Source organism: Falsiroseomonas ponticola (assembly GCF_016805305.1).
GTDB classification, from domain to species: Bacteria; Pseudomonadota; Alphaproteobacteria; order Acetobacterales; family Acetobacteraceae; genus Falsiroseomonas; species Falsiroseomonas ponticola.
Genome location: NZ_JAERQN010000005.1, coordinates 128,918 through 150,978, shown reverse-complemented (window position 1 = coordinate 150,978; position 22,061 = coordinate 128,918). Strand labels below are relative to the sequence as shown.

The 22,061-nt window shown below is 71.0% G+C and carries 25 protein-coding genes; 15 read left to right on the top strand and 10 right to left on the bottom strand.

What is annotated here, in order from left to right; translation table 11 throughout:
• Positions 1 to 3 precede the first annotated feature (3 nt).
• The 5 genes from JJI54_RS16345 to JJI54_RS16325 all read right to left on the bottom strand — a co-directional run bounded on the left by JJI54_RS16345 (position 4) and on the right by JJI54_RS16325 (position 3,469).
• The gene (locus JJI54_RS16345) at positions 4 to 615 is read right to left on the bottom strand and encodes a DUF882 domain-containing protein (RefSeq protein WP_318987518.1); all 612 of its coding nucleotides are present in this window, start codon (positions 613 to 615) and stop codon (positions 4 to 6) included.
• Positions 612 to 2,135 carry a L,D-transpeptidase family protein gene (locus JJI54_RS16340; RefSeq protein WP_203074086.1) on the bottom strand — a complete coding sequence of 508 codons (1,524 nt, stop codon included), beginning with the start codon at positions 2,133 to 2,135 and terminating at the stop codon, positions 612 to 614. Before JJI54_RS16340 ends, JJI54_RS16345 begins: the two co-directional genes overlap by 4 nt.
• 48 nt (positions 2,136 to 2,183) lie before the next feature.
• Positions 2,184 to 2,912 (bottom strand): SDR family oxidoreductase, encoded by a 729-nt coding sequence (locus tag JJI54_RS16335; RefSeq protein ID WP_226381825.1) that lies wholly within the window; start codon positions 2,910 to 2,912, stop codon positions 2,184 to 2,186.
• Between the two features lie 29 nt (positions 2,913 to 2,941).
• Positions 2,942 to 3,130 (bottom strand): hypothetical protein, encoded by a 189-nt coding sequence (locus JJI54_RS16330; RefSeq protein WP_203074084.1) that lies wholly within the window; start codon positions 3,128 to 3,130, stop codon positions 2,942 to 2,944.
• 99 nt (positions 3,131 to 3,229) lie between these two features.
• On the bottom strand, positions 3,230 to 3,469 hold the full coding sequence (locus JJI54_RS16325; protein ID WP_203074083.1) for a hypothetical protein: 240 nt from the start codon (positions 3,467 to 3,469) through the stop codon (positions 3,230 to 3,232).
• Between the two features lie 155 nt (positions 3,470 to 3,624).
• Between JJI54_RS16325 and JJI54_RS16320 the strand changes: the two genes are divergently transcribed.
• The 5 genes from JJI54_RS16320 (at position 3,625) to JJI54_RS16300 (ending at position 9,271) form a co-directional block, all read left to right on the top strand.
• Complete coding sequence (locus JJI54_RS16320) at positions 3,625 to 4,713, top strand: Ldh family oxidoreductase (RefSeq protein ID WP_203074082.1); 1,089 nt, start codon at positions 3,625 to 3,627, stop codon at positions 4,711 to 4,713.
• Between the two features lie 12 nt (positions 4,714 to 4,725).
• A complete protein-coding gene (locus JJI54_RS16315) occupies positions 4,726 to 5,625 on the top strand; it encodes an isocitrate lyase/PEP mutase family protein (protein ID WP_203074081.1) in 900 nt (299 codons plus the stop codon).
• Positions 5,622 to 6,350 (top strand): haloacid dehalogenase type II, encoded by a 729-nt coding sequence (locus JJI54_RS16310; RefSeq protein ID WP_203074080.1) that lies wholly within the window; start codon positions 5,622 to 5,624, stop codon positions 6,348 to 6,350. Before JJI54_RS16315 ends, JJI54_RS16310 begins: the two co-directional genes overlap by 4 nt.
• A gap of 296 nt (positions 6,351 to 6,646) precedes the next feature.
• Positions 6,647 to 7,669 carry a hypothetical protein gene (locus JJI54_RS16305; RefSeq protein ID WP_203074079.1) on the top strand — a complete coding sequence of 341 codons (1,023 nt, stop codon included), beginning with the start codon at positions 6,647 to 6,649 and terminating at the stop codon, positions 7,667 to 7,669.
• A gap of 405 nt (positions 7,670 to 8,074) precedes the next feature.
• Positions 8,075 to 9,271, top strand: coding sequence for a class I SAM-dependent methyltransferase (locus JJI54_RS16300; protein ID WP_203074078.1), 1,197 nt, complete (start codon positions 8,075 to 8,077; stop codon positions 9,269 to 9,271).
• A 169-nt stretch (positions 9,272 to 9,440) separates the two neighbouring features.
• Here JJI54_RS16300 and JJI54_RS16295 read toward each other — a convergent pair whose 3' ends face one another.
• Together JJI54_RS16295 and JJI54_RS16290 are read right to left on the bottom strand one after the other, a co-directional pair.
• Entirely contained in the window at positions 9,441 to 9,809 is a 369-nt protein-coding gene (locus JJI54_RS16295) for a glyoxalase superfamily protein (protein ID WP_203074077.1), read from the bottom strand.
• Positions 9,806 to 10,801 (bottom strand): Bug family tripartite tricarboxylate transporter substrate binding protein, encoded by a 996-nt coding sequence (locus tag JJI54_RS16290; protein WP_226381824.1) that lies wholly within the window; start codon positions 10,799 to 10,801, stop codon positions 9,806 to 9,808. Before JJI54_RS16290 ends, JJI54_RS16295 begins: the two co-directional genes overlap by 4 nt.
• A gap of 112 nt (positions 10,802 to 10,913) precedes the next feature.
• Here JJI54_RS16290 and JJI54_RS16285 point away from each other — a divergent pair, with 112 nt between their 5' ends.
• The 5 genes from JJI54_RS16285 (at position 10,914) to JJI54_RS16265 (ending at position 15,036) form a co-directional block, all read left to right on the top strand.
• Complete coding sequence (locus JJI54_RS16285) at positions 10,914 to 11,633, top strand: DUF1028 domain-containing protein (protein WP_203074076.1); 720 nt, start codon at positions 10,914 to 10,916, stop codon at positions 11,631 to 11,633.
• Entirely contained in the window at positions 11,633 to 12,841 is a 1,209-nt protein-coding gene (locus JJI54_RS16280; RefSeq protein WP_203074075.1) for an MFS transporter, read from the top strand. The genes JJI54_RS16285 and JJI54_RS16280 overlap by 1 nt, the downstream gene beginning before the upstream one ends.
• Before the next feature lie 30 nt (positions 12,842 to 12,871).
• Positions 12,872 to 13,828: a Gfo/Idh/MocA family protein gene (locus JJI54_RS16275; protein ID WP_203074074.1), complete on the top strand. Its 957-nt coding sequence runs from the start codon at positions 12,872 to 12,874 to the stop codon at positions 13,826 to 13,828.
• Positions 13,818 to 14,465 (top strand): histidine phosphatase family protein, encoded by a 648-nt coding sequence (locus tag JJI54_RS16270; RefSeq protein ID WP_203074073.1) that lies wholly within the window; start codon positions 13,818 to 13,820, stop codon positions 14,463 to 14,465. Before JJI54_RS16275 ends, JJI54_RS16270 begins: the two co-directional genes overlap by 11 nt.
• 94 nt (positions 14,466 to 14,559) lie before the next feature.
• Complete coding sequence (locus JJI54_RS16265) at positions 14,560 to 15,036, top strand: hypothetical protein (RefSeq protein WP_203074072.1); 477 nt, start codon at positions 14,560 to 14,562, stop codon at positions 15,034 to 15,036.
• Here the strand turns inward: JJI54_RS16265 and JJI54_RS16260 are convergent, their stop codons facing one another.
• Positions 15,037 to 16,215, bottom strand: a complete 1,179-nt coding sequence (locus JJI54_RS16260) for a 4-hydroxybenzoate 3-monooxygenase (protein WP_203074071.1) — start codon at positions 16,213 to 16,215, stop codon at positions 15,037 to 15,039.
• 139 nt (positions 16,216 to 16,354) lie between these two features.
• On the opposite strand from JJI54_RS16260, the gene JJI54_RS16255 reads away from it, so the two are divergent.
• From JJI54_RS16255 to JJI54_RS16235, 5 genes are all read left to right on the top strand, one after another.
• On the top strand, positions 16,355 to 17,104 hold the full coding sequence (locus tag JJI54_RS16255; protein WP_203074070.1) for an SDR family NAD(P)-dependent oxidoreductase: 750 nt from the start codon (positions 16,355 to 16,357) through the stop codon (positions 17,102 to 17,104).
• A 3-nt stretch (positions 17,105 to 17,107) separates the two neighbouring features.
• Positions 17,108 to 17,563 (top strand): TNT domain-containing protein, encoded by a 456-nt coding sequence (locus JJI54_RS32970; protein ID WP_203074069.1) that lies wholly within the window; start codon positions 17,108 to 17,110, stop codon positions 17,561 to 17,563.
• Complete coding sequence (locus JJI54_RS16245) at positions 17,551 to 17,973, top strand: hypothetical protein (RefSeq protein WP_203074068.1); 423 nt, start codon at positions 17,551 to 17,553, stop codon at positions 17,971 to 17,973. The genes JJI54_RS32970 and JJI54_RS16245 overlap by 13 nt, the downstream gene beginning before the upstream one ends.
• A gap of 114 nt (positions 17,974 to 18,087) precedes the next feature.
• Positions 18,088 to 20,346: a calcium-binding protein gene (locus JJI54_RS16240; RefSeq protein WP_203074067.1), complete on the top strand. Its 2,259-nt coding sequence runs from the start codon at positions 18,088 to 18,090 to the stop codon at positions 20,344 to 20,346.
• Complete coding sequence (locus tag JJI54_RS16235; protein WP_203074340.1) at positions 20,347 to 20,880, top strand: M10 family metallopeptidase C-terminal domain-containing protein; 534 nt, start codon at positions 20,347 to 20,349, stop codon at positions 20,878 to 20,880.
• Between the two features lie 39 nt (positions 20,881 to 20,919).
• Here JJI54_RS16235 and minE read toward each other — a convergent pair whose 3' ends face one another.
• Both minE and minD read right to left on the bottom strand, forming a co-directional pair.
• Entirely contained in the window at positions 20,920 to 21,210 is a 291-nt protein-coding gene (gene minE, locus JJI54_RS16230) for a cell division topological specificity factor MinE (RefSeq protein ID WP_092961829.1), read from the bottom strand.
• Complete coding sequence (gene minD / locus JJI54_RS16225) at positions 21,207 to 22,025, bottom strand: septum site-determining protein MinD (RefSeq protein ID WP_203074066.1); 819 nt, start codon at positions 22,023 to 22,025, stop codon at positions 21,207 to 21,209. The genes minE and minD overlap by 4 nt, the downstream gene beginning before the upstream one ends.
• Between the last annotated feature and the right edge of the window lie 36 nt (positions 22,026 to 22,061).

Here is a 22,061-nt window from a genome sequence, read left to right as displayed (position 1 = left end):
CCGCTACCAGCGCCGGACCGGCCCGCAATCCAGGTGCACGAAGCCGTCCCGGGTATAGAGCCCGACGCCGCCGAGTTGCAGTTCGGAAGCCACCCGCGCCAGCCCCAGCCCCTGCCGCCCCGGCAGCCGGCAATCCGCCGCCATGCCGGACATGTGCAGGGACACGGTGGAGACGCGGCGGCTGCGCCCGGCATTGCGCGCATTCGTCTCCGGCGTGCGGTAGCCGCTGACGACCTCATAGGTCTCGTCGCTGTCCAGCGTCCGCGCCACGGTGGACATCACGTCGAACAGCCGCGGGTCCATCGGCGTCAGCTCGGCGGCGGAGAGGTCGCGGAACACCATGTCCAGCTGCCGCAGCGCGTCCCGGTCATACCGCCCGTCCCGCCAATAGACGCCGGAGAAGCTGTCCCCCACCACCTGGCGCCGCACGCGCAGCACCCGCGGCGCGCCCCCCGCCTGGATCGCGCCCTGGGCCAGGGCCGGGGGCGCCACCACCGCCGCCGCCACGCCCACCGCGGCGGCGAAGAAGCCGCGCCGCGAACCTACACTCTCGCCGCTCCGCGGCAGGCCCCGCTGCTCGCAGCAGGGGCAGCCGCCACCGAACAGGCGGGTCACCGCGCCGCGACCTGCAGGGGCCGCGCGGCCGCCATGGCGCGGGCATAGGCCGCGTCCAGCTCATAGATGTCCGGCCTGATCCGCACGCGCCCCCCCGCCTCCACCGTCACGGTCTCATAGCGCAGCAGCACGGGAAGTTGCCGGCGCAGCTGCACGCCGCTGGTGGTCCGCGCCTCGATCGCCCGCAGGGCGCGCGCCAGGTCCCAGCCCGGCATGCCGTCCAGCAGCAGCGCCATCAGGTCGTTCGGCCGTTCCAGCCGGATGCAGCCGGAGGAGAAGGCGCGGTCCGGCCGCCGGAACAGGTGCCGGTCCGGCGTGTCGTGCAGGTAGATGTCGTCGTTGTTCGGCATGATGAACTTGATGCGGCCCAGCGCCGAGAAATCCCCCGCATCCTGCCGGATGAAGAAGGGGATGCGCTGCGGGTTGATGCTGGCCCAGTCGATGGTGCGCGGGTCGATCTCCTGCCGCGTGCCATCCACCATGCCGAACACGCGAAAACCCTTGTCGATCATGGCCTGCGGGTCGCGGCGGAAGCGCGGCAGCAGGTCCTCCCGCGCATTGCGTTCCGGCACGCCCCAGGGCGGGTTGAACTGCAGCGACGTCATGCGCACGCGCAGCATCGGCGTGGCGCGGTCCCGCCGCCCGACGATGACGGCCATCGCCAGCAGCTCCCGCCCCTCCTCCAGCACACGGAGGGTATAGTCCGGCACGTTCACGTCGATCCGGCGCTCCGCCGGCTCCGCCATCCGCGCGCGGGCCACGTCCATCGCCACGCGCACCTGGTCCACCCGCTGGGCCAGCGGCCGGTTCAGCAGCCCGATGGAGATGCGCCCCACCCGGCCATCCACCTCCAGGCCCTGAAGCGCCTGCCAGCGCCGCACCGCGGCTTCCAGCACGCTGTCGTAGCGCGCCCCGGCATCCGGCGCGGCCGCCAGCACCGGGTCCTCCACGGACAGGCGCGCGCGCAGCGCGGGGATGCGCACCGCATCCACGCTGCCGGGCTCGATCGTGCCCTCCCCGGGGATGGTGGCGCCCTGGCCGCGCCGCGCGATCTGCTTCTGCGCCAGCAATTCCGCCTTCAGCGCCGCCGCGCCCGGCGGCAGCAGCGCCGCGCGGTCGATCACCGCCGCCGGGTCCGGCGTGGCAGCCAGCTCCGCCAGCCACCGCTCCATCCCCACCGCCGCCACGTCCCGCCGCAAATCCGGCCGGCCCGGCATCTCCCGCACCCGCCCGCCCAGCAGGTCCATCAGCGCCAGCGACGCCGCGCGATGCAGCGCCAGCCGGTAGGCAGCGGCGTCCGAGGCCGCGAGCGCCGTGTCGGGGATGGCGTAGTGCCGCGGGTCGAGCCCGTCCTCCTCCAGCCGCAGCAGCCGCTCCACCAGGCGGAGCGTCGCGCCGGTACTGTCCGGGGAAAGGCCGTGGGGCAACCCCTGGGCCTGGGCACCGCGCAACGCCAGCCCAGGCGGCGCCCCGGCCAGGGTCAGGGCGGCGGCAAGCAGGGAACGACGGGCCGTGTTCATGCGGGAGAAATACCGAAGCGCCGAAGCCGTTGCAAACCTTACGATTGGTTAGCGACCGCCACCCACCGGCACCACCGCCCCCGTGATGTAGCCCGCGGCCGGGGAGAGCAGGAACAGCACCGCCTCCGCCACCTCCGCCGCCGTGCCCATGCGCCGCATCGGCACCCCCGGCAGGATGCGCTCCACCCGCCCCGGGATTTCCGCATGGATGTCGGTATCGATCATCCCGGGCGCCACCGCGTTCACCCGCACCCCCTCCCCGGCCATCTCCCGCGCCAGGCCCAGCACCATCGTATCCACCGCCCCCTTGCTGGCGGCGTAGTGCACCCATTCGAAGGCGGAGCCGATCCGCGCGGCGCGGGAGGACACCATCACGATCCCCCCGCCCCGCCCGCCGCGGGACGTCGCCATGCGGCGCGCCGCCTCCCGGCACCCGCTCGCCAGGCCCAGCACATTGACGCGGAACACCGCCTCCCAGGTCTCGTCGGAGGAGGAGAGGAAGTCGGAGGCCGGCCCGGTGATGCCCGCATTGGCCACGAAGGCGTCGATCCGCCCGAAGCGCGCATCGCAGGCCGCGAAGACGCGGGCGGTATCGGCCCCGCTGCCCGCCTCCGCGGCGACCGCCAGCACCGCCGCGCCCGCGGCCTCGCAGGCCGCGACGGTCTCGGCCATGGCGCTGCCGCCGCCGCGCCAGGTCAGCACCAGGTCATGCCCCCGCGCCGCCGCCAGCCGAGCCACGGCCGCGCCGATCCCCCGGCTCGCGCCCGTCACCAGCATCACCGGGCGTCCCCCTGGCCGCGTCATGCTCAGGCCAGCAGGCTGAAGAGCAGCCAGGCCACCACCGCGGCCCCCAGGATGAACAGCACCGCGCCCTTGGCCGCGGTCCAGCCATCGCCGCCCGTGCCGCTTTCCTCCGGGTGGGAATTGGGCCGCATGGTCTTGTGGTCCCCCTCCACCGCGAAGGGGTCGGGCCGCGCTTCGACCGGACGGGGCACCACACGATGCGCCGGCCCGTGTTCCGGCCGTGGCGCGTGCACCGGTGGGTCATTCGGCATGGGTCGGAATCCCCGGCTATCCGGGGAAGGATGACGCGGTCAGGCGGATCGCGCCAGCAGCCATCCCATCACGAGGATCACGCCCGCGGCGATCAGCAGCGCCTTGGCCACGCTCCACAATTCGGACCGGTTGCCCCCGCCCTCCTCCTCCTCCGGCAGGTAGTTCGGCCGCATGGGAAGGTTGCCATGCGCGAAGGGATCCGCACGCCCGCGCCGCTGCGTGGCGAGGGATGCCGGGGCTTCCGCGCCGGGCGCGGCTTCGATGCGCTGGTCTGCCATGGGGGGACATGTCCCGATCAACACCCAATACTTATCCCCCGCCTCACCGCGATGCAATCGTATCGATTTGGAGATAACGGCACCGCACCCGCCCCCGTTGACGCATCGCCCGGGCGGGTCCACCCCTTTCGCCCTCTCGGGGGAGACACGCGGCCATGCGCGCAACGGCAGACAGCGTGAGGATGCAGATCCTCGCCATCCTCGGCGCCTGGGGCATGCCCCGGGACCTGGCCGAGGAAACCGCCACCGTCATGCTGGACACGGACCTGATGGGCGTGGACAGCCACGGCATCGGCATGCTGGCGAGCTATGAGCGCATGCGCCATGCCGGCCAGGTGAAGCTCGATGCCCGGCCCGTCGTGATGCGGGACAATGGCCCGACCGCGCTGGTCGATGGCGGCGCCGGCCTCGGCCATCCCGTCGCCGCCTTCGCCATGCGCCTCGCCGTGCGGAAGGCGAAGGAGGCCGGCATCGGCGCCGTCGCCGTCGTCAACTCCCACCATTTCGGCGCCGCCGGCTGGTATGTCCGCCAGGCCGCGGCGGAAGGCTGCGTCGCCCTCGTCACCAGCGGCACCAAGACGCTGGCCATGGTGCCGACGCGCGGCGCGGTGCCCGTGCTCGGCACCAACCCCATCGCCTTCGCCGCCCCCGGGCGGCGCCAACCGCCGGTGGTGCTCGACATGGCGACCACCACCGCCGCCGCCAACAAGGTCCGCGCCCGGGCGCTGCGCGGCAAGCCGATCCCGCCGGGCTGGGTGGTGGACGGGTCCGGCGCGGCGGTGACGGACAGCGACGCCGCCGTGGCGCAGGTCTTCAACAAGCCGGAAGGCGGCCTCTCCCCCATCGGCGGCACGCCGGAGATGGCGAGCCACAAGGGCTACGGCCTCGGCATGATGGCCCATATCCTGGGCGCGACGCTGGCCGGCGCCTCCTTCTCCCCCATCCGCAACCGCACCCAGCGGCCGGAGGATCCGGACAATATCGGCCACTTCATGCTGGCCATCGACCCCACCGCCTTCCGCGCCCCCGGCGCCTTCGAACACGACCTGGACGAGATGGTGGAGGTGCTGCGCGCCACGCCGCCCGCCGACCCGGCGCTGCCCGTCCTCATCCCCGGCGACCCCGAGGCGGCGGAGCGGGAGGCGCGCCTCGCCGATGGCATCCCCATCCCGCCCGCGCTCGACCGCCAGATCCGCGACATCGCGCTGCGCGCCAATGTCGGCTACCTGCTCGAACAAGCCTGAAGGAGAGAGACCATGGCCCATCCCAGCCTGCGCCAGGCGCTGAAGAACGACGAATTCATCCTCGCCCCCGGCGTCTTCGACATGATCTCCGCCAAGGTCGCCGACGGCATGGGCTTCCGGGCGCTCTACGCCACCGGCTTCGGCGTGACGGCGTCGCATCTCGGCCTGGCCGATGCCGGCATCGCCACCTACACCGACATGGTCAGCCGCATGGGCACCATCGCCAAGGGCTGCAAGACCCCCGTCATCTCCGACGCCGATACCGGCTATGGCGGCCTGCTGAATGTCCGCCACACCGTCCGCGGCTATGAGGATGCGGGCGTCACCGCCATCCAGCTGGAGGACCAGGAAGTCCCGAAGAAGTGCGGCCACACGCCCGGCCGCAAGGTGATCCCCGCCGAGGAGATGGCGCTGAAGATCCGCGTCGCCGCCGAGGCCCGCCAGAGCGAGGATTTCCTCATCATCGCCCGCACCGATGCCCGCACCGCGCACGGCCTGGATGAGGCGATCCGCCGCGGGAAGATGTATGCGGAAGCCGGCGCTGACGTGATCTTCATCGAGAGCCCGGAGAGCGAGGCCGAGATGGCCGAGGTCGGCCGCCACATCAAGAAGCCCCTCTTCGCCAACATGGTGGAGGGCGGCCGCACGCCGATCCTCCCGGCCGAGAAGCTGCACGCCATGGGCTACCGCATCGCCATCTACCCCGCGGTCGGCTTCCTGACCGTCGCCGGCGCCCTCGAACGCGCCTATGGCAAGCTCAAGGCCGATGGCCACTCCAACAACATGACCGTCAACGCCGACTACAGTTTTTCCCGCATGTGCGAGCTGATGGGCTTCCCCGATGTGTGGGAGTTCGACCGGAAATGGGCCGAGGCCGCCGGCAACCTGCCGCCCGCCAAGGCCGCGGAATGAGCAATCCGCACGGCGTGAAGGCGCTGGTCTTCGACGTCTTCGGCACCGTCGTGGACTGGCGCAGCGGGGTGGCGCGGGAAGCCGCGCCCTTCCTCGCGAAGCACGGCATCGCGGCGGACCCCGCCGCCTTCGCCGATGCTTGGCGGCGCCGCTACCAGCCGGCGATGGAGGCGGTGCGCAGCGGCGCCCGCCCCTTCACGCGCCTCGATGTCCTGCACCGCGAAAATCTGGAAATCGTGCTGCGCGACCACGGCCTCGACCCCGCCACGGTCCCCGAGGCCGAACTGGACCACCTGAATCGCGCCTGGCACCGCCTGGACGCTTGGCCAGATAGCGTCGCGGGCCTGACGCGCCTCAAGACGCGCTACATCATCGCGCCGCTCTCCAACGGCAACGTCGCGCTGCTGCTGAACATGGCCAAGCGCGCCGGCCTGCCCTGGGACGCGATCCTGGGGGCGGAAGTCGCCCAGGCCTACAAGCCGAGCCCGGCGGCCTACCTCAACACCGCCGCCGTGCTGGGGCTACGGCCGGAGGAGGTGATGCTCTGCGCCGCCCATAACGGGGACCTCGCCGCGGCGCGCAGCACCGGCTTCCGCACGGGGTTCATCCCCCGGCCGATGGAGCATGGGCCGGGGCAGACGAAGGATCTGGCGCCGGCGCAGGAATGGGATGTGATGGCGCCGGATTTCGGGGTGCTGGCGGATGCGATGGGGTGTGGAGGGTGAGCGGACGGCGCTGAACCGTGGCGGAGCGTCTGCTTCCGACCCAACAACGACGCTCGGGCCCGCGGCCGGTATGTCCGGTGTTGATGGCCGAGCACATCTTAAGCGCCGTCGGTCATGACCGGCGACTTCGCGCTTAAGGTTACCGTTTGAGCGAACTGCTCTTGTTCCCGGACGCAGCCGTTCATCTATCACCGCGCAAAGCACGGAAACGTGCTTGATCATCGATTAGGTTGCATAACCACCGATCGTCGTACACACTTTTTGAGATCTGCCGAGTGGTGATTGAGGAGGGTGGCGTGCAGATTGTCAGCAGTCAGCCGATGTGTGACGACGCTTTTCGACTGTGGGCTGACACCCTGATAGCGAACACCAGACATACTGAATTCGGTTGGTTGATCGACGGGAAGGGTGTGCTGTTCACAAATTACGGTCATGGAAGTCGCGGCGAAATTACGCGGGAGGTGATGCTCGGTTTTGATCCGGACACTGGCTCTTCAACTGTCAAGATCGTTCGGCCTAACGCGGCAAAGCGCGACAAAGGGCCGGTCACGGTTCTTGCAGTTGATGATGCCGGGCGGAGATATCTGCTCCGAGAAGGGCGCCTAGTAGCAAATCGAATTTCGGGTTTCATCAAGGATCAATTTGCCGAACTGAGCGGGTTGACTGAGGTACCCTTGACAGTTTCGGGGAAACGATCAACGCGCCACTGGTATGTTGTCGCAGACCTGAGTGCCAAGCCTGACGAGATCGTGGCGCAGGCCGCTGACTTTGCTCACGCCTGCGCTCGAGCCCGCACCCTTGCCGGCGGGGGAAAGCCCGCAGGCAACGCGGAGGAAGAAGACCAGAAAAGACCAACTTACGGCATGGATGAGAAAGGACAGATAACAATACGGACGCGACCGGGCGGTTCGGTCGAGGTTCTGGCATTGCAAGGCTATGTGTTTGAAGAACTTAAAAAAATCGTTGGCGATGATCTGAAAAAACCAACAGGGAACGGGTATTGTGTCGATGGGCTAATTGAGTCGGCAAGATTACTTATTGAGATCAAAACCGGTAGTTCCGCCCATTGCATTTATGAGGCTGTTGGGCAGCTGCAGTTGTATCCCCACCTTATTGGAATTCGCGGCCAGCCAGAGCCGGCGCTTCTCATTCCTAACCCGCGACCTCCTAAACAGCGACCATTGACGCCGGCGATGGCATCTGCCCTGACTGCAGCTAAGATTTCTATCTTCACCTATGATATAGGAGTTGAGGCTGGGAAGCCGCGCATTACGTTCCCGGCCGCCTTTATCAAGCGGTGTCGACGCCGCGTCCTATAACCGCGAACGGCTAAAGCGACCAAGCTCCCCTCTCGCTTCGACGGAAGACATCTACGGACCATCCCGGTCAGCGATTGCAGTCCTTTTGAGGGCTACCCGTCGGGACAGCGGTTAGTGACAGGACAATCATTAGCAACAGCTAAACTGCCGCTTTCGATAGTGAACCAACGCCCGGATGCTGGGACCTGCGCTGAAAAGCGGACGGGCTGCTTCCGGCCACACTAGGCCATAGCGGGCGAACTCCCGCCGGGTGCGCCCATGTCCGCTCACGAGGGTGAGGCAGACATCTGTGCGGCGGCCACCTACAGCCGCTTCCCGCCCACCACGGCCGCATCACACCCCTCGCTTGCCCCCACCCCCCACCTTCGCGACACTGCCCCCCACACGCCGTCCCACTGGATCCCCATGTCCTTCCCCCACGACGACAAGCCCTGGGCTGCCACCGCCGAGTTCCTCCGCTCCCGCCTCGCGCCGCCCGACCGGGTCCTGGCGCCGGAGCCCTTCCGCTTCGTCATCCCCCGCGCCGAACGCTATGCCGCGGCCGAAACCGCGGAGCCCCGCGCCTTCGCCTGGATCGTCGTCCACAAGGGCATGCTCGCGGACATCCCGCGCCCCTTCCTGATGGCGCTCGGCGCCGCCGCGCGCCCGATCTTCGCCAATGAGGTCTTCGTCGTCTTCGCGACCAGCCCCCGCCCCGGCGACCAGGATCTGGACGAGACGCCCCATGTTCGCGCCTTCCACGTCTATCGGGATGCGCTGCCGCCGGAGGAACCGAAGCCCGCGCCCCCCGTCGCGGCGCCCCCGGTCGCGGAGGCCCCGGTCGCCCCCGCCATCCGCCAGCCCGCCGCCCTCCCGGCGCTCCGCCCCGCCCGCGGCTTCACCCGCGCGCCGGAGCAGCGGGACGCGCCCCCCCGCCCCTGGCTCGCCCCCGGCGGCGTGCCCGGCGTGGCGCGGGAACGCGCCTTCCAGGATGAGACGGACCGCCTGATCGCGGACTACCTGGCGCCGGGCGCCAACCTGGCCGTGCTCGATATCGGCTGCGGCGCCGGCCGCCTCGGCGCCCTGCTGCCCGATGCCGCGCTGGTCGCGGGGATCGACATCGCGGAGGGGGCGCTCGCCCGCGCCCTGCCGCGGCACCCCATCCCCTCCCGCTTCGCCTTCGCGCGCATGGATGCCGCCCGCCTCGGCTTCGCGGAGGCCAGCTTCGACGCCGCGCTGATGATCGACACGCTCGATGCCCTGGCCGACCCCGCCGCCGCGCTGGCGGAGGCCGCGCGCGTGCTGGCCCGCGGCGGCCGCCTGATGGTGACGGCGCACAACAAGGAAAGCCTGCCGCTCCGCGCGCTGCGGCGGCTCGACCTGCCGGTGCCGGGCGGCGGCTTCTCGGTCCAGGAACTCACGGGCATGCTGCGCGCCGTGGGGCTGACGGTGATCCGCAGCGACGGGCTCTTCCTCTCCCCGGGCTGGGCGCTGCCCGGCGCCTCCGCTTCCCTGGCGCCGCTGGAGGAAGACCCCGAATTCGTGGAGGCCGCCCGCATCCTCGGCCGCCGCGCCGGCCCGGACTACGCCCTGGCCTTCGCCCTGCTGGCGCGGAAGGCCTGACGAATCCGCTGGCCCGCCGCATCAGTTCGCTCTATGTTCGCGCTCATCACCGCCCGAACCACGCCCTGCCGCCCCCAAGCATCCCCGAAAACCCGCAAGCACCCCCGAAAAACGGTGCTAAACGCACCTAATCGGCATAATCGGCTTAAATCCCTTAGCGACTAAAAAGTCACAGCACCTGCCCGAAGGTAATGCGGTTGCCATCGGGATCGCGGAGCGAGAACTCCCGCAGCCCGTAGTCGAAATCCGTCGGCGGCACCTCGATCGCCACCCCCCGCCCGGCGATCTCCGCGTGAAGGTCATCGAGCCCCGTGACCAGCACGTGCAGATGCGCCTGGCCGAGCGACGCCGGCGCGCGCGACGCCGGCATCAGGTTCAGCACCAGCGCGCCGCGCTCCACCGCCGCGTAGGATGGCGGGTCGCCGACGCGGAAACACTCGATGCAGCCGATCCGGTCCACGTAGAAGCCGATCGCCCGCGCCACGTCGCGCACCACCAGCACGGCGGTCAGGCGGCGCAGCGCGGGCGTCCCGCTCATTCCACGCGGATCCCGCCCTCGCGGATCACCGGCGTCCAGCGCGCGACCTCGCGCCGGATGTGGTTGGCGAAATCCTCCGGCGTGCCGCCGACGACGCTGCCCGCCTGGCCGTCGAAGATGCGCTGCTTCACGTCCTCCATGGCGGCGATGCGGCCGAACACCTCGTTGATGCGCTGCGCCAGGCCCGGATCCATGCCGGGCGGCGCCACGATGCCGTGCCAGACCGCGACCTCGAAGCCCGGCAGCACGGTGGAGACGGCGGGAATGCCCGGCAGCAGCGGGGTGCCGGAGGCATTGCCCACCGCGATCGCCTTCGCATTGCCCTGCCGGATCTGCCCGATGCCGGAGGAGACGGTCGGGAAGCCGAACTGCGCGTCGCCGCGGATCAGCGCCGTCACCATCTCGGCGCCGGACCGGTAGGGGACATGCACCATCTTGATGCCGGCCTCCTTCAGGAACAGCGCCATGAACAGGTGGCTGCCATTGCCGTTGCCGGCGGAGGAATAGGTGAAGCCATCCGGCCGCGCCCGCGCCTGGTCGATCACCTGCTGCACCGTGGTGGCGGTGACGGAGGTATGCGCCATCAGCACCGCGGGCAGGTTCACCAGGTGGATGATGGGGGTGAAGGCGGTGGGCGGGTCGTAGCTCAGCGTCGGGATCAGTTCCTTGCCGATGGCATTGGCGCCGATATCCGCCATCATCAGCGTCAGCCCATCCGGGCGTTCACGCGTGACGGCGGCGCCCGCGATGGTGCCGCCCGCGCCCGGCCGGTTCTCCACCACCAGCGTCTGGCCGCCCGTCACCTCCGGGAACTTGGCGGCGACGGTGCGGGACAGCGTGTCGATCGCGCCGCCGGCGCCGAAGGGAACGATCAGCCGGATCGGCCGGTCCGGCCAGCCGCCCTGGCCGAAGGCCATGCGGGGCATCAGCGCCGGCGCGGCAAGAAGGGGCAGGCCCGCAAGAATGCTGCGGCGCGATAGCGGCTGGCGCATGGACGATATCCTCCCAACGGTGATCTTCGCCGCAAAATGGCCGCAGACCCCCTGGCGCGCAACGGCACTTCAGCCTGTAGTCTCCGCCATCTTCTAGAGTCGGAACCTCGCCATGACCTGGTCGGTCGTCGCCCATGATCCGGAGACGGGCGCCTTCGCCGTCGCCGTCACCACCTGCGCCTTCGCGGTCGGTGCCTCCTGCCCCTTCGTCCGGTCGGGCGTGGGCGCCGTCTCCACCCAGTCCATGACCAATCGCTACCTCGGCCCCGCGGTGCTGGACGGCATGGCGCGCGGCCTGTCGCCGGCGGCCGCCATCGAAAGCGCGCTGGCGGCGGATGAGGGAAGGGGCCTGCGGCAGATCCACGCCGTGGACCGGCACGGCCGCAGCGCCGCCTATACGGGCAGGAACTGCGTGGAGTGGTGCGGGGACGTGACCTCCGCCCATGTCTCCTTCGCCGGCAACATGCTGGCCGGCCCCGCCGTGCTGGCCGATACCTACGCCGCCTTCGCCGCCAACCACGACCTCAAGCTGGCGGAGCGGCTGCTGGCGGCGCTGGATGCCGGGGAAGCCGCGGGCGGCGACCGCCGCGGCCGGCAATCCGCCGCCTTGGTGCTGACGACGACGGAGGATTTCCCGGACCTCAACCTCCGCGTCGATGACCACCCGCTGCCGCTGGTGGAGCTGCGCCGCCTCTATGACATCTGGAAGCGCGACCGCGCGCCCTACCTGCGCGAACAGCCCTCCAAGGCGCGGCCCTCCGGCATCACCGACCTCGACATGATCGAGGGGCGCTGGATCCGCCAGGGACTGGACATCCGGCTCCGCCGTTGATGAAGACCTGGGTCGCGGCGCTGTCGGCCACGCTGCTGATGCAGACGGTCGGCAGCTTCCTGAACCAGGTCATCCCCGTGGTCGCGCCGCTGATGATGAGCGACCTCGGCCTGCCGCCGCAGACCGTGGGCAACTTCTCCTCGCTCAACACGCTGGGCGCGATCGCCTTCCTGCTCTTCGGCACGCCGCTGGTGGCGCGGCACGGGCCGCTGCGCATGATCCAGGCCGGGGCCACCATCGGCAGCCTGGCGCTGCTGCTGGCCTTCCTCGGCCAGGCCTGGCTGATGCCGGTGGCGGCGCTGCTGCTGGGCTTCGGCTATGGCCCGACCGGCCCGGCCGGCAGCCGCATCCTGCAGCAGCACGCGCCGAAGCGGCACCGCGTGCTGATCTTCTCCGTCAAGCAGGCGGGCGCCCCGGCCGGCGGCGCGCTGGCGGGCTTCCTCGCCGCGCCCATCGCCGCCGCCTTCGGCTGGCAGGACGCCATGCTGGTCGCGATCGTCATCGCGCTCGCCTGCGCCTGCCTGATCCAGCCCCTGCGCCCGGCGCTGGACGCGGAGCGGGACGGAACGCGGAGCTGGCGGGAAAGCCTGACCTTCCGCCGCCTGCTGGTGCCGGTGGTGGCGCTGCGGATGCACCCGGTGCTGCCGCCCCTCACGCTGCAGGCCTTCGCCTTCGCGGGGCTGCAGGGCAGCCTGTTCAGCTTCACCGTCACCTGGCTGGTGGAGGAGCACGGCATGGGCCTGCCCGCCGCCGGCAGCATCTTCGCCGCCATGCAGCTGGCGGGCGTCACGGGGCGGCTGGTGCTGGGCTGGGCGGCGGACCGGCTCGGCGATGCCACGCGCAGCCTGGCGCTGCACGGGCTGCTGGCGGCGGGGCTCTCGGCGCTCTGGATCACGCTTGGCGCCGGCAGCCATTGGCTGCTGGCCTTCCCGCTCGCGATCCTCTCGGGCTTCACCGCGGCCAGCTGGAACGGGATCTTCCTGGCGGAGGTCGCCCGCGTCTCCCCGCCCGACCGGGTGGCGGAGGCGTCGTCAGGCGCCATCCTGCTGTGCTTCCTGGGCTACCTGACGGCGCCCAGCGCCTTCGCCTGGGCGGTCGGCGCCACGGGCAGCTGGCGCCTGCCCTTCCTGACCGCCTGCGGGGTGCTGGCGGTGGTCTCCTGCATCGTCTTCGCGCTGCGGGCTGGACGGAACGCGGGCGCGCGTTAAGTCACGCCCGGTATTCGGGGGATCGGCTGCATGGTCAGGCTCGGCATCGTCGGCTTCGGCATCATGGGGGAGCGCTTGCTGCGCGCGGCGCTCACGCATGCGGAGGTGCGGCCCGTGGCGGCCTGGGATCCCTCCCCGGCCGCCGCCGCCCGGCTGGCGGAGGTGGCGCCCGGCCTGCCCATGCTGGCCAGCGCCCAGGCGGTGATCGAGGCCTGCGACGCGCTCTACATCGCCTCCCCCCCTTCCTCCCACATCCCGCATGCGAAGGCCGCCTTCGCCGCCGGCCGCGCGGTGTTCCTGGAGAAGCCGCTGGCGAGCGACCTGGCCGATGCAAGCCGCTTCGTGGCGGCGGCCGAGGCCTCCGGCGCCCGCGCCGCGGTCAACTTCCCCATGGCCTCCTCCCCGGCCGTGGCGCAGCTTTCGGCCTGGCGGGGCGGGATCGGCGCGCCGCGCACCCTTTCCATCAGCGCGGACTTCGCCGCCTGGCCCCGCGCCTGGCAGCAGGGCGCGGCGTCCTGGCTCTCGAAGCGCGCCGATGGCGGCTTCACGCGGGAAGTGCTGTCCCACTTCCTGTTCCTCACGCGCCGGCAGCTCGGCCCGCTCACCCTGCTCGACCGCGACGCCACCTTCCCGGATGGTGACGGCGCGGAGACGGCGGTGCGCGCGACGCTGACGGCGGGCGGCACGCCGGTGGCGCTGCGGGGCGGCGTCGGCACCACCGGGGTGGAGGAGGCGAATGAATGGCGCCTGGCCTGCGAGGGCGGCAGCATCCGCCTGCGCGACTGGTCCTTCGCCGAGAAGCGTGACGGGGACGGCGAATTCCGCCCCGCGCCGGATGCGCTGCCCAATGCCGAGATGCGCCCCCTGGTGCTGCGCGGCCAGCTTTCCAAGCTGGCGCGCCTGACGCGCGGCGAGGCGGTGGACCTGGCGACGCTGCGCGAGGCGCTGGAGGTGCAGGAGGTGGTGGAGGCGATCCTTGGCGGTTGAGCGTCGCGCCTTCCTGCTGCTGCTGGCGGCATCCCCCGCCGCCGCGCAGCCCCGCCTGGTGCCGACCACGGCCGAGACGCCGGAGGGCGCGGCGCTGCTCGCGCGGCTGCGCGCCGGCGGCCTGGTGCTGTTCTTCCGCCACGCCGATACGCGCGGCGAGAATTGCGACCGCAGCTACCGGATCGGCGACCGCCCCGGCCAGCGCAACATCTCCCCGAGCGGCCGCGCGCAATCCGCGCGGATCGGGGAGCGGCTGCGGGAGTTCGGCATCCCCCTCGCGCAGCCCATCCTGGCCGGCCCCGTCTATCGCGCGCGGGACACGGCGGAGCATGCCTTCGGCGCCGTGGAGGTCACGGACAGCCTGCTGGCGGATGACTACGCGGGCGACCGCCTGGCCTGGGTGGTGGCGGAGCATCGGCGCCTCTATGGCGAGAACCCGCCCCCCGGCACCAACCGCGTGCTGGTCGGCCATCGCACGCCCGCCATCATGGTCTTCGGCGATCCCGTCGCCGGCCGCGCCTTCCCGGAAGGCGGCGCGCTGGTCATCGAGCCCCGCGGCGGCAACCCGCGCGTGCTCGGCATCCTGGAACTCGCCCCCCTGCCCGGCGGCGGCTTCCATGCGTGCAGCGGCGGCTGACATCGGCGTGAACGAAACAGCGAAACACGCGGCGACATCAGGGAAGTCGCGAAGGGTTCTATAGCGCCGGCCGTCCAGAACAACGGAACGCCGCATGCGCCCGACCCTGATCGCCCTCCTCGCCCTCACCCTCGCCCCGGCCGCGCAGGCGCAGCAATACTGGCTGCCCAACGGCCCGGGCGGCACGACGTACAACAACCCGCAGGGTTCGCTGACAGGCACCATCAACGAACACCTGCTGCAACGCCACATGCAGCAGCGGCAATGGGAACGCCAGCGCGCTTCCGGCGGCAGCTACGTGCCGCCGGTCTCCGCCATGGCCGATCCCAGCTTCCGCCTCGGCAATGCCGCGGGCATCACGATGCGGGAAGTCTATGTCTCCGCCGCGAACGACCAGGGCTGGGGCCCGGACCGGCTCGGCAGCCAGGTGCTGCAGCCCGGGCAGCGCCTGGTGGTCAGGCTGCCCGCCGGCCAATGCGTGAACGATGTGCGCGTGGTCTTCGCCAATGGCCAGGCGATGGAGCGCCGGCGCGTGGACACCTGCTCCATCACCGATCTCACGCTGCCCTGATCAGACCTCGTAGGGCAGGCCCACATAGTTCTCCGCCAGCGTGGTCATGCCGGCCTTGCTGGTGGAGACGTATTCCAGCTCCGCCACCTGCACGCGATGCTCGAAGGGATCGTCGGCGCCGAAGCGGTGCAGCATCGACGTCATCCACCAGGAGAAGCGCTGCCCCTTCCATATCCGGCGCAGGCAGATCTCGGAGTAGCGGTCGAGCAGATCGGTGTCGCCCTTGGCGAAGAAGCGTTCCAGCCCGCGCGCCAGCACGCGGATATCGGCGATCGCCAGGTTCATGCCCTTGGCGCCGGTCGGCGGCACGATGTGGGCGCTGTCGCCGGCCAGGAACAGGCGGCCATGGCGCATCGTCTCGCAGACGAAGCTGCGCATGGGCGTCACGCCCTTCTGGAAGATCTCACCCTCCTCCAGCTCGCTCCCCACGCCCAGCCGCCGGTGCAGCTCCTCCCAGATCCGCGCATCCGGCCACTCCTTGATGTCCTCCTCCGGCGTGCATTGGAGATACAGGCGGGAGATGCTGTTGGACCGCATGGTGGCCAGCGCGAAGCCATCCTGGTGGCGGGCGTAGATCAGCTCCTCCGAGACGGGGCGGGAGCGCGACAGGATGCCGAGCCAGGCGAAGGGATAGACACGCTCGAAGATCTTCAGGTCAGGAATCGCCGGGCGGCAGATGCCGTGGAAGCCATCGCAGCCGCCGATGAAGGCGCAATCCAGCACATGGTCCTGCCCGCCATGGCGGAAGGTGATGCGGGGGGTGTCGGAGGTGACGTCATGCACCGCCGCGTCCTCCACCTCGAACAGGATGGGCGGGTTGCCGGAATGGGTGCCGGCGGCCAGGCGCGCGGCGATGAGGTCCTTCACCACCTCCTGCTGCCCATAGATCGTCACCACGCGGCCGGTGAGGTCCGTCACCGGGATGCGGTGGCCGACGCCGTCGTAGCGCAGCTCGATCCCATGATGGACCAGGCCTTCGCGGTGCAGCCGGTCCGCGACGCCGGCTTCCGTCAGCGTATCGACGCTGCCCTGTTCCAGCAGCCCCGCGCGCACCCGCTCCTCCACGTAGGAACGGCTCCGCGCCTCCAGCACCACGCTGTCGATGCCCTGGAGGTGCAGCAGGTGCGAGAGCAGCAGCCCCGCCGGACCTGCGCCGATGATGCCCACCTGGGTACGCATGGGAGTCTCCCGATTGTTATGATGAATAACTATTCGGCGCATCATGCCCCATTCCGCGCGCCGCGTCATGCCCCCTTCCGCGCCCGGCCGTTACGGCGGAAGCTGCATCCGGGAAGCGGCTGCGCAGGGGGAAACGGGCATGGCGGATCGGAAGGTGGCGGTGGTGACGGGCGGCGCGCGGGGGATCGGCCGCGGCTGCGCCCATGCGCTGGCGGAGCGGGGCTTCGACCTGGTGCTGGTGGATTTGCTGGCGCCCGAGATGGCGCGCACCAAGGGCGAGCTGGAAGCCATGGGCCGCCAGGCGCTGACCTTCGAGGCCGATGTCGCCGACCACGCCCGCGCGAAGGAAATCGCGGCGGCGGTGGAGGCCGAATGGGGCCATTGCGACGTGCTGGTGAACAATGCCGGCAAGTCCAACCCCCGCACCATCATGGAATGCCCGGAGGAGGAGTTCGACCGCACCATCGCGATCAACCTGAAATCCTGCTTCAACTACATCCAGGCCTTCGTGCCGCTGATGCGCAAGGCCGGCGGCGGGCGCATCGTCTCCATGTCCAGCCTCAACGCCCATACCGGCGGCGTCACCAGCGCCGTCAGCAAATTCGCCTATGCCAGCGCCAAGGCCGGCATCCTCGGCATGACGCGGGCGCTGGCCAAGGAACTCGGGCCCGAGATCGCGGTGAACGCCGTCTGCCCCGGCGTGATCGAGACGGAGATCGGCAATACCCTCACGCGGTCCCGCGGCGCGGAGCTGGCGAAGAAGATCGCGCTGGGCCGCGTGGGCAAGCCGCAGGACGTGGCGCGCGTGGTCGCCTTCCTGGCGGCGGAGCAGCCGAACTTCATCACCGGCCAGCACATCGTCATCGATGGGTTCCAGTGGGAGATCTGAGCCGTGCGTCGTGCCTTCCTGCTGCTGGCGCTGGCCGTCACGGCCTGTGCCGGGACGCCACCGCCCCTGCCGCCCGGCGCGCGCCCGGACCTGGCGCGCGAATGGGTGACGCCCCAGGGCTATCGCTGGCCGCCTGACAACGGCTTCGGGGAACGCGCCACCTACCTGGTGCTGCCGCCCGGGATGCTGCTGGACCGCTTCGGGGCGGAGAATGGCCGCTTCTTCAGCCCCCGCGGCGCGGCCTTCGGCGCCCGCGCCCTGCCGAGCGACTGCCGCAGCCTGCCCTACCACGCCTATCGCGTGCAGGCGCCGCTGCTGGCGCGGGTGGGCTACGCCCTGCCCTGGTTCGGGGAGCCGGGCGGCGCGACGCAGCTGCTGACCGATGCCTCCGCCGCGCAGCTGGTGGCGGATGGCACGCTGGTCCCGGTGCCGGCGGGGGAGGCGCCGTGTCCGCGCTGACCGTGCCCCTCCTCTGGCGCCAGCCCGCGCGGCGCAACGTCGCGCTCTTCCTGCTGGGGCTGTTCCTGCTGCCGCAGCTGTCGCTATGGGCCACGGGCATCGTGATGGTGGCCGCATCCGCCGTGATGGCGGGCTGCGCCGCCGCGGCGCTTTGGCATGCGGAACGCGGCGGCATGGTGACGCGGCTCGGCCTGCTGAAGCGCTTCGTCCTGGCCGGGCTGATCCCGGGCGTCATCGGCGTCACCTTCGCCCTGGCCGCCGGCGCCTGGGCGGAGGCGGGGCCGGGCGGCGCGGCGCTGATGCTCTACTACGCCCCCTTCATCATCCCCTATGTCGCGCTCTACGCCGTGGCGGCCGCCGCCCTGGCCGGGCTGGCGGCCGGCTTCCTGCTGTTCCGTCCTGCGGCCTAGCGGGCGGGAAGGCGCGCCGCGCCGATCACGGCTTCGTCACCGCCCGGCGGGGGGCGATGGCGGGGCCAAGCGAACGTCGATACTCTTCGTTAACGTCTTTGGGGATCGACCATCATGGCCACGCTGATCGGCGGCGACCCCGCGGAGACGCTTGCCGGCAGCGGTGCCGCGCATGACGTGCTGTTCGGCCAGGGCGGCGCCGATACGCTGATCGGCGGCCTGGGGCGCGATACGCTGGCCGGCGGCGACGGGAACGACCTGATCCTGGGTGGGCTGGATGCGGACCGGCTGAGCGGCGGCGCCGGCAACGACACCTTCCGCTTCGCCACCGCCGCGGAGATGGCGGGCGACATCATCGGCGATGCCCGGCCGGGGGACCGGCTCGATCTCTCCTTCGCCGCGGGCTTCACCTTCATCGGCTCGGGCGCCTTCTCCGCCGCCGGGAACGAGATCAGGGCGGAGCGCGTCACGCTGGAGGACGGCTCCTTCGCGCTGCGCCTCGAGACCGCGGATGCGACGCTGACCCTGGCGGGCGGCGTCTATGTCGTGCCGGCCGGCGGCGGGCTGTTCGACATCGTCGCCAACCGGCTGATCGGCGGGACGAATGGCGCGGATACGCTGGATTCCGCCGGCGGCGCGGATACGGTGCGGGCGCAGGGCGGGGACGATCTGGTGCGGCTGGGCGCGGCCGGTGGCGCCGCCTATGGCCAGGACGGGGCGGATACGCTGCTCGGCGGCATCGGCGCGGACCTGCTGAATGGCGGCAATGGCGACGATGTCCTGGCCGGCGGCGACGGCGCGGATACGCTGCTGGGCTCCATCGGCGCCGACAGCCTTTCGGGCGGCGCGGGCGCCGACAGCCTGAACGGCAATGCGGATGCCGACACGCTGCTGGGCGGCGATGGCGATGACCGCCTGTCCGGCGGCAGCGAGAACGACCTGCTGATGGGCGATGCCGGCGCGGACACGCTGCTGGGCGATGCGGGGGACGACACGCTGGTCGCCGGGACGGAAGGCAGCGTGCTGAGCGGCGGCCGGGGCTTCGACCGGCTGGAAAGCGGCGAGGGCGCCGATACCCTGACCGGCGGCGTGAGCGACGACCGCTTCGTCTTCGGCAGCCTGGCGTCCTTCGGCGGCGACGTGATCACGGATGCCGAGGGCGGCGACATCATCGACCTGTCCGCCATGGCCGGCTTCCTGCGCCTGGTCCGCGGCGGCTTCACCGGCCAGGCCGGGGAGGTGATGGTGACCGCCAGCGGCATCGCCATCGACATGGATGGCGACGCCATCGCCGACCGGAGCATCACCATCGCCATCGCGCGCGGCGAGCTGGCGCTGGATGAGGTCACGCCGGGCAGCCTGGTCTTCGGCTACAGCCTGCCCGTCACGCTGCCCGGATCGGCGGCGGATGATCGCCTGTCCGGCGGCAATGGCGCCGACCAGATCAGCGGCCAGGCGGGGCATGACACGCTGCTGGGCGGGCTCGGCGCGGATACGCTTTCCGGCGATGCGGGGTCCGACTGGCTGGCCGGCGGCGGCGGCGCGGACCTGGTGCGGGGTGGCGAGGGCCGGGACCTGATCACGCTCGGCGCCGACGATACCGTCAGCGGCGGGTCGGGCGCCGACCGCTTCGTGCTCGCCGAGGTCGCCAGCGCCACCATCACGGATCTCGCGCCGGGCGACGTGCTGGACCTCTCCGCCCTGCCGGGCCTGTCCTTCATCGGCAACGCGGCCTTCTCCGGCATGGCGGGGGAGGTCCGGCTCCAGCGCTTCGGGCTGGAGATCGACCGGGACGGCAACGGGGTCGGCGAGACCTTCATCGATGTGGGCAATGGCGACTTCGCCCTGGCGGAGACGGGAACCGGCAGCCTGGTGTTCCAGGTCGCGCGCGCGCTGCGCAACGGGACGGGCGGCGCGGACCGGCTGGCGGGCACGAACGGCTACGACCATCTGCGCGGTCTCGGCGGCAACGACACGCTGACCGCCGGGGATGGCGACCTGCTGGAAGGTGGCGCCGGCACCGATCGCTTCGCCATGGCGATCAGGCCCATCTTCGCTTCCTTCCCCACCGTCACCGCCACGATCCTGGACCTGGCGGTGGGGGAGACGGTGGCGCTGGACTTCACGCGCCAGGACGGGCTGACGGGGAGCGTCGTGCCGGCCTATCGCGGGCTGGATGGCTTCACGGGCAATGCGGGCTGGCAGGTGGTGCTGCTGGACCATGTCTGGGTCAACGGCACCTACATCCTGAAGGGCCTGGGGGTGGACAGCACCGCGGACCTCGTGGCGGACCACCTCATCGACCTCTCCGGCTTCAACGGGGCCTTCACCGCGACGGTGGTGCAGACCGGCGCCGCCACCTTCCAGCTGTAGCTGGTCGCGACAGGGGCGGAGCACCGGCTGGCCGATGGCGACGGGGGGGCCAATACGCTCTCCGCCGGCACGGCCGGCGATACGCTGCGCGGCCTTGGCGGCGCGGACACGCTGCTGGGGGCGGACGGCGCCGATGCGCTGGATGGCGGCGCGGGGAATGATTCCCTGCTGGGCGGCGCCGGCAACGACGTGCTGTATGGCGGCACGGGGACGGACCGGATGACCGGCGGCGCGGGGCCCGACACCTTCGTCTTCAACGCCACCCATTCCCGCGCCGGCGCGCTGCGCGACGTGATCACCGACTTCAGCGCCGCCGATGGGGACCTGATCGACCTGCGCCGGATCGACGCCAATGCCGATATCGATGGGCGCCAGCCCTTCGAGTTCATCGCCGATGCGGCGTTCACCGCCGCGGGCCAGGCCCGTTATGCCGGCGGGATCCTGCAGCTGGACTGGACCGGCGACGGGATCGCGGATTTCGAGGTCCAGCTGCTCGGCGCGCCCGCCCTGCCGCCGGCGCATCTGCTGGCGTGATGGACAACCGGCCCCTGCTCCAGGGGCCGGGCCCCGGCCTCAGGCGCTGGCGCGCCGGCCGCCCTGGGCGCCCGGCCCGGGCAGGTCGATCTCGATCGCGAGCGTGGACATGTCGCCGCCGCGATCGAGCGAGACGTTCACCCGCCCCGGGTCGATCGAGACGTAGCGCGCCACCACCGCCACGATCTCCTGCTGCAGCTTCGGCAGGAAGTCCTCGCGCGTCCGGCCGATGCGCTCATGCGCCAGCACGATCTGCAGCCGCTCCTTCGCCTGGGATGCCGTTGCCGGCTCCGGCTTGCGGCTGCGGAAGATGTCCGCGAGCCAGCTCATGCCGCCCTCCCCCCGAACAGGCGCGAGAAGATGCCCTTCTTCGCGGGTTCCAGGAACCGGTGCTCGACCTTCTCGCCGAGGAAGCGGCTGACCGCGTCCTTGTAGGCCTGGCCGGCCACGCTGTCCTGGTCCATGATCACGGGGTTGCCCGTGTTGGACGCCTTCAGCACGCTCTCGCTTTCCGGGATCACGCCCAGCAGCGGGATCGCCAGGATCTCCCGGATGTCGTCGAGCTTCAGCATCTCCCCCTTCTCGACGCGGGCGGGGTCGTAGCGCGTGACGAGCAGGTGTTCCTTCACCGGGTCGCGCTTCTCCTCCGCCCGGCGGGACTTGGATTGCAGCACGCCGAGGATGCGGTCGCTGTCGCGGACGGAGGAAACCTCCGGGTTCGTCACCACGATCGCCTGGTCCGCGAAGTAGAGCGCCATGAGCGCGCCCTTCTCGATGCCCGCGGGGCTGTCGCAGAGGATGTAGTCGTTGTCCTTCGACAGTTCCTCGATGATCTTGCCGACGCCTTCCTTGGTCAGCGCATCCTTGTCCCGGGTCTGGGAGGCCGGGAGGATCTGCAGGCAATCGACGCGCTTGTCGCGGATCAGCGCCTGGTTCAGCCGCGCCTCCCCGCTGATGACATTGACGATGTCGAACACCACGCGGCGCTCGACCCCCATGATGAGGTCGAGGTTGCGCAGGCCCACGTCGAAGTCGATGACCACCGTCCGCTTGCCCCGCTGCGCGAGGCCCGTGGCGAAGGCGGCGGATGACGTGGTCTTGCCCACCCCCCCCTTGCCCGACGTGACGACGATGACTTCCGCCATGCTGACCCCCTGCCCTTCTTCTCTGCCCGGCGCGCC

Excerpts from the sequence above, each read along its gene's own strand:
- JJI54_RS16255 (WP_203074070.1), top strand. The coding sequence starts at position 16,355 with ATGGCGGATCGGAAGGTGGCGGTGGTGACGGGCGGCGCGCGGGGGATC.
- JJI54_RS16290 (WP_226381824.1), bottom strand. The coding sequence starts at position 10,801 with ATGCGCCAGCCGCTATCGCGCCGCAGCATTCTTGCGGGCCTGCCCCTT.
- JJI54_RS16275 (WP_203074074.1), top strand. The coding sequence starts at position 12,872 with ATGGTCAGGCTCGGCATCGTCGGCTTCGGCATCATGGGGGAGCGCTTG.
- JJI54_RS16240 (WP_203074067.1), top strand. The coding sequence starts at position 18,088 with ATGGCCACGCTGATCGGCGGCGACCCCGCGGAGACGCTTGCCGGCAGC.
- JJI54_RS16300 (WP_203074078.1), top strand. The coding sequence starts at position 8,075 with ATGTCCTTCCCCCACGACGACAAGCCCTGGGCTGCCACCGCCGAGTTC.
- JJI54_RS16285 (WP_203074076.1), top strand. The coding sequence starts at position 10,914 with ATGACCTGGTCGGTCGTCGCCCATGATCCGGAGACGGGCGCCTTCGCC.
- JJI54_RS16325 (WP_203074083.1), bottom strand. The coding sequence starts at position 3,469 with ATGGCAGACCAGCGCATCGAAGCCGCGCCCGGCGCGGAAGCCCCGGCA.
- JJI54_RS16310 (WP_203074080.1), top strand. The coding sequence starts at position 5,622 with ATGAGCAATCCGCACGGCGTGAAGGCGCTGGTCTTCGACGTCTTCGGC.
- minD (WP_203074066.1), bottom strand. The coding sequence starts at position 22,025 with ATGGCGGAAGTCATCGTCGTCACGTCGGGCAAGGGGGGGGTGGGCAAG.
- JJI54_RS16265 (WP_203074072.1), top strand. The coding sequence starts at position 14,560 with ATGCGCCCGACCCTGATCGCCCTCCTCGCCCTCACCCTCGCCCCGGCC.
- JJI54_RS16315 (WP_203074081.1), top strand. The coding sequence starts at position 4,726 with ATGGCCCATCCCAGCCTGCGCCAGGCGCTGAAGAACGACGAATTCATC.
- JJI54_RS16340 (WP_203074086.1), bottom strand. The coding sequence starts at position 2,135 with ATGAACACGGCCCGTCGTTCCCTGCTTGCCGCCGCCCTGACCCTGGCC.
- JJI54_RS16320 (WP_203074082.1), top strand. The coding sequence starts at position 3,625 with ATGCGCGCAACGGCAGACAGCGTGAGGATGCAGATCCTCGCCATCCTC.
- JJI54_RS16260 (WP_203074071.1), bottom strand. The coding sequence starts at position 16,215 with ATGCGTACCCAGGTGGGCATCATCGGCGCAGGTCCGGCGGGGCTGCTG.
- JJI54_RS16295 (WP_203074077.1), bottom strand. The coding sequence starts at position 9,809 with ATGAGCGGGACGCCCGCGCTGCGCCGCCTGACCGCCGTGCTGGTGGTG.
- minE (WP_092961829.1), bottom strand. The coding sequence starts at position 21,210 with ATGAGCTGGCTCGCGGACATCTTCCGCAGCCGCAAGCCGGAGCCGGCA.
- JJI54_RS16280 (WP_203074075.1), top strand. The coding sequence starts at position 11,633 with ATGAAGACCTGGGTCGCGGCGCTGTCGGCCACGCTGCTGATGCAGACG.
- JJI54_RS16335 (WP_226381825.1), bottom strand. The coding sequence starts at position 2,912 with ATGCTGGTGACGGGCGCGAGCCGGGGGATCGGCGCGGCCGTGGCTCGG.